The 12,394-nt window shown below is 33.0% G+C and carries 8 protein-coding genes and 2 tRNA genes; 3 read left to right on the forward strand and 7 right to left on the reverse strand.

The window, feature by feature from the left end; all coding sequences use genetic code 11:
• Positions 1–123 precede the first annotated feature (123 nt).
• From rseP to AC4FRF_RS03035, 3 genes are all read left to right on the forward strand, one after another.
• The gene (rseP, locus tag AC4FRF_RS03025; RefSeq protein ID WP_491157975.1) at positions 124–1,467 is read left to right on the forward strand and encodes an RIP metalloprotease RseP; all 1,344 of its coding nucleotides are present in this window, start codon (positions 124–126) and stop codon (positions 1,465–1,467) included.
• A gap of 134 nt (positions 1,468–1,601) precedes the next feature.
• Positions 1,602–1,675, forward strand: a tRNA-Asn gene (locus AC4FRF_RS03030).
• 271 nt (positions 1,676–1,946) lie between these two features.
• A tRNA-Asn gene (locus tag AC4FRF_RS03035) sits at positions 1,947–2,020 on the forward strand.
• Positions 2,021–2,278: 258 nt separating this feature from the next.
• Here the strand turns inward: AC4FRF_RS03035 and AC4FRF_RS03040 are convergent.
• The 7 genes from AC4FRF_RS03040 to AC4FRF_RS03070 all read right to left on the reverse strand — a co-directional run bounded on the left by AC4FRF_RS03040 (position 2,279) and on the right by AC4FRF_RS03070 (position 12,285).
• Positions 2,279–3,091, reverse strand: coding sequence for a tyrosine-protein phosphatase (locus tag AC4FRF_RS03040; protein WP_491157976.1), 813 nt, complete (start codon positions 3,089–3,091; stop codon positions 2,279–2,281).
• A gap of 87 nt (positions 3,092–3,178) precedes the next feature.
• Positions 3,179–6,037 (reverse strand): TonB-dependent receptor, encoded by a 2,859-nt coding sequence (locus AC4FRF_RS03045; protein WP_491157977.1) that lies wholly within the window; start codon positions 6,035–6,037, stop codon positions 3,179–3,181.
• A gap of 236 nt (positions 6,038–6,273) precedes the next feature.
• On the reverse strand, positions 6,274–7,365 hold the full coding sequence (locus AC4FRF_RS03050; protein ID WP_491157978.1) for an AraC family transcriptional regulator: 1,092 nt from the start codon (positions 7,363–7,365) through the stop codon (positions 6,274–6,276).
• A 249-nt stretch (positions 7,366–7,614) separates the two neighbouring features.
• Entirely contained in the window at positions 7,615–8,442 is an 828-nt protein-coding gene (locus AC4FRF_RS03055; RefSeq protein WP_491157979.1) for an SMP-30/gluconolactonase/LRE family protein, read from the reverse strand.
• 191 nt (positions 8,443–8,633) lie between these two features.
• Positions 8,634–9,824, reverse strand: a complete 1,191-nt coding sequence (pelA, locus tag AC4FRF_RS03060; RefSeq protein ID WP_491157980.1) for a pectate lyase — start codon at positions 9,822–9,824, stop codon at positions 8,634–8,636.
• A 29-nt stretch (positions 9,825–9,853) separates the two neighbouring features.
• Positions 9,854–10,525 (reverse strand): LamG-like jellyroll fold domain-containing protein, encoded by a 672-nt coding sequence (locus tag AC4FRF_RS03065; protein WP_491157981.1) that lies wholly within the window; start codon positions 10,523–10,525, stop codon positions 9,854–9,856.
• Between the two features lie 71 nt (positions 10,526–10,596).
• Positions 10,597–12,285, reverse strand: a complete 1,689-nt coding sequence (locus tag AC4FRF_RS03070) for a glycoside hydrolase family 28 protein (protein WP_491157982.1) — start codon at positions 12,283–12,285, stop codon at positions 10,597–10,599.
• Positions 12,286–12,394 lie beyond the last annotated feature (109 nt).

The following is a 12,394-nucleotide window of genomic DNA, read 5'->3' on the forward strand; positions in this document are numbered from 1 at the left end:
TACGCTTCACAACTCAAAATGAAAATTATTAACAAACATTTATTATCCAAGCTAATGGTAAATGTTTGCCACTAAAACAGAAAATGTTACTTTAGCCGAATATAAAAGAACAGAAAATCAAAAATGGATATCATTATCAAGCTTTCTCAATTTTTATTGAGTTTATCATTACTAATTATATTACACGAATTAGGACATTTTATTCCTGCCAAATTATTCAAAACCAGAGTTGAAAAATTCTATTTGTTTTTTGATGTTAAATTTTCGCTGCTAAAAAAGAAAATCGGAGAAACCGAATACGGAATTGGATGGTTGCCACTGGGTGGTTACGTAAAAATTTCGGGAATGATTGACGAAAGTATGGACAAGGAACAAATGGAACAACCACAACAACCTTGGGAATTTCGTTCTAAACCAGCTTGGCAACGTTTGATTATCATGCTAGGCGGAGTTACGGTCAACTTTATTTTGGCTTTCATTATTTACATTGGGATGGCATTTGCTTATGGCGACACCTATATTGCCATGAACGATTTAAAAGATGGTCTTTTAATAGAAAACCCTGCCATGATTAAAGCCGGTTACAAAACAGGAGATAAAATCCTGGCTATTGATGGAGATAAAATTGCCAAATTTGACAATGATCTTAACATAAAAATTGTGATGGCTAAAGAAGTACTTATCGAAAGAAATGGTGCCGAACAAATCATCAAAATGCCAACTGATTTTATCGATCAGCTATCTAAATATGAAAAAGGTTCTATCGTTTCTATTAGAATGCCATTTGTAATTGGTGCTGTTTCCGAAGATTCTAAGAATACTGCTTTGCAAGCTAAAGATGTTGTACTTTCGTTAAACGGTCAAAAAACGAAATACTTTGACGAAGCCAAAACAATCTTAGATAACAACAAAGGAAAAACAATTCCTGCTGTCATTTTGCGCGATCAAAAAGAAACTACTGTTAAAGTTCTTATTGATAAAGAAGGTAAACTAGGTATTCAAACAGGAGGTTTAGGAATAGATTCGTTAGAGAAACTAGGGTATTATAAAGTAAGTACTCAAAATTACGGTTTCATAGAATCTATCCCTGTTGGAATTCAAAAAGGAAAAGATCAATTAATTGGTTACGGAAAACAATTGAAAATGATTTTTAATCCTAGTACCGGAGCTTACAAAGGTGTAGGTGGATTTGCAGCGATATACAATATTTTCCCTAGCACATGGAGCTGGGAAGTGTTCTGGGGCATTACTGCTTTGTTATCGATTATGCTTGGAGTAATGAACTTATTACCTATTCCTGCCTTAGATGGTGGTCATGTAATGTTTTTATTATACGAAATAGTTTCGGGCAAAAAACCGAGTGATAAATTCCTAGAGAACGCACAAATAGTTGGTTTTGTATTACTTATCACACTCTTATTATTTGCCAATGGGAATGATATTTATAAAGCAATTGTAGGCAGGTAAAAAAAATCGATTTTTTTTGATTTTTTGTTTGCTACATTCAAAAAACGTCTTATATTTGCATCCGCTAAGAACAAGCTAACACAGCTTAAAAACAGCAAACAAAAACGTTCCTTACGCATATTAAATATACAGTTTCCTCCTTAGCTCAGTTGGTTAGAGCATCTGACTGTTAATCAGAGGGTCCTTGGTTCGAGCCCAAGAGGGGGAGCTTTTTTTAAGAAATCCAGTTTATTCATTTAAACTGGATTTTTTTTGTTTTATACTTAGTTCGAGTCCGCCGCTGCGGAGAAGTTTTCTAGAAAAGATTATCAACAAAGACAGCCTTTTTTGGTTCTAAACTTTCTAAATCTATTAATGAATTAACAACTCTTTTGTTTGCTACATCCAAAAAACCTCTTATATTTGCAACCGCTAAGAGAAAGTCATACAACTTTACACTAGCAAACAAAAACGTCCTTACGCATTTTAAACATACAGTTTCCTCCTTAGCTCAGTTGGTTAGAGCATCTGACTGTTAATCAGAGGGTCCTTGGTTCGAGCCCAAGAGGGGGAGCTTTTTTAGAAAAATCCAGTTTATTCATTTAAACTGGATTTTTTGTTTTAGACATATTTCGAACCTGGTTCGAGTCCGCCGCGGCGGAAGAGCTATTAGAAAGCCTTTACAGCAATGTAGAGGCTTTTTTTGTTTAAAACTTTATTGGCTAATGATAGGCAGGGTCAGGTGCAAAAGTTAGGTATTATGCAAAAAGGCTGTTTTTAGTTACTAAAAACAACCTTTTCTAAAAAATAAAACAAAAAACAAAACGCTACACTAATTAATCAAATATTTATTCTTGATTAATTGTTTTGTAGAAACATCAATACCAAACTCTTTTAACAGCATGTTGTCAACCGAACCGTATTTAGCTGCAACTTCATTCCAAGCGGCTTCTAAATAAGAAGCTTTTACTCCCATTAGTAATTTCATCTTTTCTGCCGGAATCCCGTACATTGCCAATTTTTTATCATCTACATATTGAACAACTTGATTTGATTTTAAATAGTCATTCATAATTTCATCCTTTGGAACATCCAAAATATGCAAGAACATGGAAGCCGCAAAACCAGTTCTGTCTTTTCCGGCTGAACAATGAAATAAAACTACCGATTTATCGTCTTTTAAACTTTCAAAAAAAGGCTTGAAATCGGCAATGTTAGCAACAAAACTTTTATTAGCATCTACCATTAAAGAATCGGCTTGTTGTGCTCCAAAATCGGGTTTTGCCAACGCTTTCATAAAACCCTGCATTGATTTTGACCCAATATCTCCAATAGGGGCATTTTTGACTTCGATATGACTTTCGGCAGGAACATAATCAGGTTCTCTTGTTATTTCAAAATCATTTCTAAAATCCACAATTGTCGTAATGTGTAAATTTTTGAATTGCTTTTTTTCATCTTCATTAAGATTAGAAAAACTACCTGAGCGATAAATATTCGTTTTGATTTTTTTCCCTTCAGCATTTACAATTTCTGAAAAGTTTCTAAAATTAGGGCTGTCCTGGAAAAACACTTTTTGTTGTGCACTTAATTGTAATCCGGAAAACATTACCAATAACGGTACGTAAAATAAATTCTTTTTCATTTTTTTTTAATTTTAAGATTTGGAAATAGCGCCCTAAACCGAAATCGATTTGCCGTTGTAGGACACTTTAATTATTGTTTGTAATTATTAGAAAATTTGATATTTAACCCCTAACTGACAGTTAATAGCTGACCATTCACTGCTGGTAAATCTTTTTTCGTTAGTTCCTAAATACTGTTGAAAAGGAGTATTAGCTAAATTGCGTACTTCCATGAAAACTTTCAGCTTATCACTGATGGAATAATCTGCTGAAAAATCTACGGTGAAATTACTTCTGGCCGAGATATAATAATCAGGACCTAAATTTTGATTAATCGTTTCTACAGATTTTCCTCTATAGTTTCCGGCAATTTTGAACATAAAACCATATTTTTCATAGAAAATAGATGAATTAAACAAAAACTTCGATTGATTAGGCAAAGTTGTTTTATCCACTGCAACTAAACCTCCATCAGCATCAAATCGATTTACTTTTAAGCTGGATTTAATGAAAGCTCCATTTAAATCGATACCAAATCCGCCGAAGAAATTATCCCATTCGGTAAAACGTTTGGTAATTCCCATTTCAAAACCATATAAACTGGCATTTTCTACGTTTTTGGGTTGTGTAATTAAGTAATCGACATTGTCTATTTTTTGAACTGATAAATCTTTGAAAATATAATTTGACAAATCTTTGTAGAAAACACCGGCTGTAATCAAACCAATATCGTCCAGAAAATATTCGCCCATCAGATCAAAATTGTTTGCAAATGTTGGCAACAAATCAGCATTTCCTTTCGTAATTTTAACCAAGCCCGGATTTGTTGTATCTACATTTTCTCCAGGATTCAAATCTCCAAAATTAGCTCTGGAAAATGTTCTGGTATAAGCAACCCTAATATTCATATTATCATTAGCAGCATATTTAATATGCAGCATAGGCAAAAAGGCATTATACGAATTGTTTTCTTCAACAGTAGTAACCGTTTTAGTTTCCACATCATATTTAGCACTCTTAATATTAATCATGGTATATTCATTACGTACACCACCTATAAGTGTTGTTTTGTCAGTTAATTTATAAGTAGCCATCAAATAATTACTAAACACATTCTCATGAGCCACATATTTTGTAGTAGGATTTGATTTTGAAGAATAGTCTGCAAAACCATTATCAGCTAAATAACCTGGTGTAAATATTCGAAACAATTCGCCTTTAGTAATTGGGTCAACAATAAGAGGAGCAAAAGTCCCTCCTATTTCTTTAAACGAAGTTGACTGATTAGGATAAGCCTCTGTTTCAAATTCGCTCAAAGTCCGTAATGCCGGTGAACCCGGAATCCCTAAAGCTGCACCAGGCAAGAATACTAAAGGAGTCAACTGACCCTCGTATTTTTTTAACTTCCCCTTAGCACCCATTTTCAAACTCAGCGCAGCGGTTGGATTGTATGTCAAATTAAACTGTGCGATTTTGTCTTTATCTTTTTGATTGGTTTGATAAATAACCAACTGTGTCAATTGTAAACGTGTTGGATCTAAAAAGTCATTCGAATTAGTCAATTTTGGATCAATATTGAATAAATCAACTCCATTAGCATCCGGAGAATCAAATAAATTATAAACCAATCCATCTGTAGCACGGTTTCCAAAATCTCCTGATAATTTTTGAGTAAACTGTGCAATAGGCAAACCTCTTTGGTTTTTAGGCATATTAGGCGGTGTATTCAAAATATAATCCATATCATTGCTAGATACTGACCAATCCACTTTTACCTTTGAACCTATCAAATGATTTCCTCCTACCTCAAATGCATTCAAAGCTGTTTCATAAAAAGAATAACGGTAGCTATAAACATATCTTTTCTTTGCAAAATCATAAAATGATTCATAAACCGGACGAACATCTTCAAATTTATCAATCAGGAATTTGCCAAAAAACTTGTTACTTTCGTTCAACTCAAAATCTATAGTTCCACTAAAGGCTTTTGTTTTTCTGGATCCAAAATATCGTTTTGCATTCACACTATTGATGGCATAGCGTTGATCCTGTTTGGCAGCATTGATGTTATAATCAACTACCATTTCATCTGTAGAAAAATTTCTGTCCCAAATAGAAGCTGCTAAAACCACTCCTAATTTTTTATCAAAAAATCTTTTCCCAAAAACAACAGAACCATTATAAGTCGATTTATTTGCACGTTGATTGTAACCTCCGCCCAAACTTACATTCAGCATATCTTTACTTTGAGCAATACGGGAAATAAAATCAACCGACCCCCCAATAGCATCTCCTTCAATGTCGGGAGTGATGGCTTTTGACAATTGAATATATTGAATCATCTCCGTAGGAATTGCATCCAGCAAGGTGTTTCTCGAACCAAAAACGGAAGCACTCGGCAATCTGTTCCCATTGTACAAAGTAGAATTCCAACCAAAAGGAGTCCCTCTAACACTCACCTGATTGGCTTCGCCGTGGTATCTGTTCACACTTACGCCAGGCATTCTTTGTACAGCCTCAGCCGCATTACGATCTGGTAATTTCCCTACCGCATCGGCAGCTAAAACATCCATAATGGCAAACGATTTCTTTTTAATACTTAAAGCTTTAATTTGTGAAGGAGCGGTAAAGCCTTTAATTATAACCTCGCTCAACACGCCTTCTTCCTCATCCATTGTAATTGTTCCCAAATTGTTAACTCCGGGAGCTAAGTTTACTTCTTTTGTAATTTCTTTATAACCTAAATAACTAATAGCCACTTTTATCTTTTCACCAACCAGATTTGTCAGTTGAAAAGAACCGTCTAAATCTGTAGTCACTCCATTTTTTCCTTCAAGTACAACAACATTTACACCGGGCAAATATCCATTACCATCTGAAATTTTACCCACAATTGAAGAACGATTTTGAGCGTAAAAATTAAGCCCGAACAAAATCATCCCGAATAACAATAATTGCTTTTTCATTTTCTATTATTTTAATTTTCGGCAAATGTATCGGGGAAGTTCAAGCAAGCAGTCTTTTTAAATTTAGACATACAGGATTTAAATTTAACTGTATTAATTTTGATTAAAAACAATTATAAAACACTGAAAAAGAATATATTACACAACATTAACTTTGTATTAACGAATTGTAAAAAAGAAATTAATGAAAAATTAAATGTATTTAAAAACCATTGAATACTTCATTTAGTAGGATATTATACGAAATTCAAAAGCAGATTTTTTTGATATTCTTTTGGAGTAATTCCGTTAAGGAGTTTGAAGTTTTTATAAAAGGTCGATTTATTTTTAAATCCGCTTTCAATGCTAATATCTATTAAACTTGAGTTCTTAGATTTTTTAATTAATCGTTTGGATTCTTCAATTCTGAAATAATTAAGATAATTGTAAAAATTACTGTCCAATTTAATATTGAGTGCCTGAGTAATTTTTATTTTAGGAATATTGATATTTTGAGACAGTAAATCTAAACTAAAGTCAGGATTAAGATATACTTTTTGAGATTCGAAAGAGTGATTAATTTTATTGATGATGGCATCCATTTCATCCTCGTTCAAATCATAATTTTTATACTTTTCTTTTGCTTTTTCAATTACATTACCCTCTTCGTTGCTAAGCTGAAATTTATGAGTCAATTTTATTCTGTAATTTAAAGTAGTAATCATTATAACTAACAAAAAACCGTAATAGAAATACCTTAGATTGAGGATACTTTCAAAATGAATGATAGTAAAAAACAACCCCAAAACCGCCAAAAAACCAGAAAATAAAAGCATATAACTCAACAACTGAATCATTTTATCTCTTAAGCCAATAATAGTTTCATCTTTAAAATTGAACCTAAAAGCTATTTTTTTTAAGCAAAAAAGAGAATACAAAAGCAAAGACGGAACAAAAAGCATCATCGAGAATATATCGTAAATTTCTACCCATTGATCGTTTTCTTCAAAGAAAAACAAATGAATCAGCATTCTTATATTAACCATCGAAGAAAAAAGAAACGGAAGGGTATGAAGAAATACTTTTTTATTAGTCAACTCAATTCCGTAAGCCGAAGCGTAGAAAAAATAAAGCACAGGTCCGTACAATAATGAAAAACTGGCATGAACCTTATTGAATACCAAATCATTAAAAAAATAAGACAAAGCCATTTTAAAAACGATATGCAGAAATACTATTCCAAAAAAAGACATTAAATAGTAATCTTCTTTTTTGTCCTTTTTATTCAGGAACAGCAAAAACACTAATACAAATGACTGAAATGCAACAAAAAAAAGAATATTAAGCATGTAAAAAAGATTTTTACAAAAATACTCTTGGTTGATTATTAAATTATTAACTCAACGTTAAACTTGAATTTACAAATGATAGTGAATAAAAGAGGAGGTTTATAAACGGTAATAAAGTCTTTACCTGGAAAAATATTCATTACTTCTAAACTTATTGAATATACATTGGATTTTTATAAAACATTAAGATCAAAAAAACCTTCACATCACTGCAAAGGTTTTTTCTATTTTATATTTTTTTAAAAAATTTTAATCCGCCAGCAATTTATAAGCAATTACACTGTTATGATTAAATGTTGGAATATACAATATATTTTCTTTAGGGTTATAACCCAAATCAGCGGTGTTCATTTGACCCTGTACGTCTTGTAATTTCCTGATTTCGCCATTGGCTTTTACATAATAAACCAAACCCGCCCAGCAGCTCACTATAAAATCACCGTTTTTAAGCTGTTCGAGTCCATCACCGGATTTTTCAAAACCTTGGGCAATGACCATTCTATTTTTGTTTTTATCAAATTTTAAAAGTTCGCTATTAGCTAAAACATAGAGATTTTTATTGATCCATTTTAAACCATTGGCACCATTTACATTTTCTAAATACACCTCACTTTTACCATTTTTTATGCGATGAACTTTATTGGTACGGGTATCAGATACATATACCACCCCTTTATCGTCTACTGCAACATCATTCAGGAAAACTGTATTTTCAATTTCCAATTTATTAATGATTTTTCCAGTTGTAATATCAATGCTCACCAATGCCGTAATATCAGCCACAAAAAGAGTATTTTTAAAACGCGCCAAACCTTTGGGGGCATTAAGACCCACAACCCAGTTTGCATTGTTAATCGAACCATCTGGATTAAGAATAGCTATTCCTCCCTTTCCATCTTTTACATTCCCAGCACCATCAATCAGACTTACATATAGCTTTTTATCTGTAGCACCAAATAACACAGATTCTGGTACAGCCAAATTGCCACTCTCCCAGATGGTTTTTGAGAGTTCCTGAGCTTTTGAGGTAAAACTTAACAGCCCTACAATGGATAATATTACTATTTTATATTTCATATTTTAAAATATTGCGTTAAAACTTATTAATAAATTAGAAAACATGACATTATGTTTATCTAATGCAATATGACTAAAACAAACATAATTTTACTAAACTTAATTTTTCGTTCAATTGAACATCATCGCTGTAATATTTCAATTCAAAACTACCACCAAATCACAGATCATTGTTTTTTTATTTTAAAAAATCATTCCTTTAAAACATTATCATCTGGAGCATACTTTTTTTGCCATTCCGGATATTTATTCAATACTTTTTGAGGACTATTGGTGTACCAGGCATATCCACTTCGACGCTCAACACTAACTTCAGCCAGCGAATACAAAAACTCACTGTTACGATCGCAAAACAAAGGTCTTTCAGTACCTAGTTCATAATAACGCGTCCAGATAGGTGCAGCAGTAGAATCGGTTACTACGCGAACATCACGTTTTACTGTTTTGTATTCAGAGTCGAAGGCTTTAATTTCAAAAGATTCCACTCTAGTATTGTAAATTCTAGAATCAGCAAACCATTTCACCGCACTTTGGATGGATTGAATGATACGCTCATTTGGTTTTTTAATCTTCATCAAAAACAAAACTACATCCACACTTTCGCCGTTGCAAATACTTGGCGGTTCAAATTTACGTGCCCAAGCAGGAGCTAAGGTTACTTCGTCATGTTGTTGACACCAAGCGGTCAATCGGTCTTTATCTTTAATTTGCATGTTTAAAATACAATCCAATCCTTTGTTATACGCTGTAGTCACTTTAGCCTTTAAGCCTTCATCGATAAAAGCAAAATTATGATTTGCACTAATTATTTTATCTAACAAATTCATGATTCCCATGTAAGCACCATCATTGAATGTGATATGGCGGCTGTAATTGTTTTCTAAAGGAAAATACTGCGGCCAACCTCCATTAGCAAATTGCGCATCTAATATAAACTGGATTCCTTTTTCACAGGCTTCTTTGTATTTATCAATTTTAGTAGCTGTGTAAACTTGAGCCAAATAATAAATATGCGTATAAGTAGTTTCGTTATCAAAAGTAGTATGCAAAAGTGCCTTAGTAGAAGCTACTTTTTGCTGTTGCTCCGGAGTTAGAATGGCTCGCATATCATAATTCTTAGGCCAACCGCCATTAGCTCGTTGAAAAAGAATCATATTATCCGCTATTTTAGTATAATCGGATTCTTCATAACGCGGTTGATTGGGAATTGGGTCCACCAAATTATGTTTATCTTTTATGCCGTACCAATGTCTTTCGCTATCGCCAAAAGGCTTCGTACTGATAACTTCAGCATCATTCTTATCTGATTGGGCATTTACAAAAGCACTCGAAAAAAGAAGTGCCATTATAAGAACATATAAATTCTTGTTTTTGAGAATCATAAAGTATAATTTTTAGGGTTGGTACTTGTTTAGATAGTTATAAATTGATTTGGTTTAAGCGCATCAGGAGAAATAAGTATTTTATAAATCACTCCTTTAAACCAAGAGACTTTATTCATTCGCACCCCTATAGAAGTCTGACCTTTTTCAATAGGATTAAATGTATAATCTTCTTTTAATTCTTGTTTTCCATTGACATAAGTAGTCAAACTATTGGGTGTAACCACAAAAGCCACATGATACCATTGTCCTAAAGGATGTAATAATTCTTCCTTAGCTAAAGCCAATTTTACACCTCTTGAGGCAACAAAACCATCAAAATACCAATTATTTTCTACAGCACGAATTTCCAGTAACATTCTGTCAGTTGTAATGCCGCCAATATGTAAAATGCGTTGTTCAAAAGGAACAGATACTTCGGGTTTAAAAATCATTTCAACAGTAAAAGATTCCAATCCCTTTAAAGGCATTTTTTTTAAGAACAAAGCATCGTCTATTCCATCGAAGGCAACAGCATCACCATAAGGCGAGGCAACAATTGTTGGATTTCCAAGAATTTCAATAGCATTGGATGACTCAGAACGTAAATTAGCAAGCAGCCATTCCGTTTTATAACTTACTAAGGTATCCGATTTTTGCGCATTTGCAACAAGCGAAAAAGCCAGTAAAAGCAAAAATGTATATCGGATAGTTGTTTTCATTTTATCAAATTTAAACGTGAAAAAAAAATCTCCAGAATTCATGAACTCTGGAGATCTTAATTTATTTTATTTTAGAATTTTACAGCGCCTTTGCGAACTGATTTTCCAATGAATGTTTTCTTAGTCAAATCGGTATTGGATGAAGAAGACAATTCTATTTTATCAGAAAGAGCTCCATTGATACTAACTGCTTTTGGAGAAGCCGAATTAAAATCAACATTTTTAATCGCCATATTTTTAACGTTATAAACATCAAAAATCGCAGAGTCTTTAATATCTAAACTAGCGTTTGTAATTTTAATTCCTTTGGCATCAATAATGGTAAAACCTTTATCTGCTTTCACCTTCAAATTAGAAATTTCGATGTTTTCTAAATTCATTTCAGGTAAACCTTGTAGAAACACTGCTTGATTGGCTCCTGCAATAGTGATGTTTTTCATCGAAATGTTCTTAAACTGTGGCGTTTTTTCATCAACTGGAATCATTTTGTTCTCAACAGGAGTTCCTCCTTCTTCCAAAGTTTCGGCAATAGATTTCCCTCCATAATACAAATTGAACGAAATTGCCTGAGAAGGAATGTCAGTCATGAAAATATCCGAAATAAAAATATTCTCAACCACTCCGCCACGTCCGCGATTACTTTTAAAACGCAATCCTACATCTGTTCCCATAAAAGTACAATTAGAAACGTGCATGTTTTTTACACCGCTAGACATTTCGCTTCCTACAGTAACACCACCATGTCCATGATACACAATATTATTTCTAATAATGATATTTTCGCAAGGAACTGCGCGATCACGACCGTCTTGATCTTTTCCTGATTTGATACAAATGGCATCATCACCTACATCAAAACTGGAATTTTCTACCAATACATTTTTACAGGATTCTACATCAAGACCATCTCCATTTTGAGAAAACCAAGGGTTACGAACCGATACATTACGAACAATTAAGTTTTCAATCATTAATGGGTGAATGTTCCAAGCTGGGGAATTTTGAAATACTGGTCCGTCAAAAAGAACATTTTTACTGTTTTGAATACTTACGAGAACCGGACGAAGAAAATCATGAATAGCTTCAAAATCCTCTTTCGTTTTTAAATCTAAACGTACATTTTGATCAGCACCTTCAGATGCATTCATAAAAACTTCCGATGGATACCAACTCGTTTTAGAAGCATTAACTACTCCACCAGAAGACACAAATTTTTTCCACTGGCTTTCTGTTAGTTTGCTTTTTTTAACCTGTCTCCAAACTTCACCTGAACCGTCCCAAACTCCGCTTCCAGTGAAAGCAACATTTTCTAGATTTTTTCCGTAGATAGGCGAAATACAACGCCAAGTATTTAATCCTTCAAAACTAGTTTCTATTAATGGATACAAACTTTTGTCTGGTGAAAATTTAATCAAAGCACCGCTTTCAGCATGCAATTCTAGATTACTTTTCAAAATAATCGGCCCAGTAAGCCAAATTCCGGGAGGAATAATCACTTTTCCTCCTCCTTTATTTGAAATGGCTTCAATCGCTTTAGCAAATGCTGCTGTATTTAAAACATCACCACCACTTACAGCACCAAAATCGGTAATTTTAACAGAATTATTAGGAATAACTGGCTCTTGAATTTTATTCATTTTAAATTCAACACCAGGATAATTGTTTGTAGCCGTGGTACTCTGAGCTTCAATAGTTGTCGAATAGCTTGTCATTAAAAAAGTAAATGCAAGACATAGTGAATAGAATGGTTTCTTTTTCATTGTATTTAATTGGTTTTTAGATGGTCTTTACAAATGTAATCGATTGTCCTGTAAATTTATCTAAAATTTTATTAAAGTCTCAAATTCGGCTTATAAAAAAAACATTTTA

The organism is Flavobacterium sp. ST-158, from assembly GCF_058309975.1.

Excerpts from the sequence above, each read along its gene's own strand:
- AC4FRF_RS03055 (WP_491157979.1), bottom strand. The coding sequence starts at position 8,442 with ATGAAATATAAAATAGTAATATTATCCATTGTAGGGCTGTTAAGTTTT.
- pelA (WP_491157980.1), bottom strand. The coding sequence starts at position 9,824 with ATGATTCTCAAAAACAAGAATTTATATGTTCTTATAATGGCACTTCTT.
- AC4FRF_RS03045 (WP_491157977.1), bottom strand. The coding sequence starts at position 6,037 with ATGAAAAAGCAATTATTGTTATTCGGGATGATTTTGTTCGGGCTTAAT.
- AC4FRF_RS03040 (WP_491157976.1), bottom strand. The coding sequence starts at position 3,091 with ATGAAAAAGAATTTATTTTACGTACCGTTATTGGTAATGTTTTCCGGA.
- AC4FRF_RS03050 (WP_491157978.1), bottom strand. The coding sequence starts at position 7,365 with ATGCTTAATATTCTTTTTTTTGTTGCATTTCAGTCATTTGTATTAGTG.
- AC4FRF_RS03070 (WP_491157982.1), bottom strand. The coding sequence starts at position 12,285 with ATGAAAAAGAAACCATTCTATTCACTATGTCTTGCATTTACTTTTTTA.
- AC4FRF_RS03065 (WP_491157981.1), bottom strand. The coding sequence starts at position 10,525 with ATGAAAACAACTATCCGATATACATTTTTGCTTTTACTGGCTTTTTCG.
- rseP (WP_491157975.1), top strand. The coding sequence starts at position 124 with ATGGATATCATTATCAAGCTTTCTCAATTTTTATTGAGTTTATCATTA.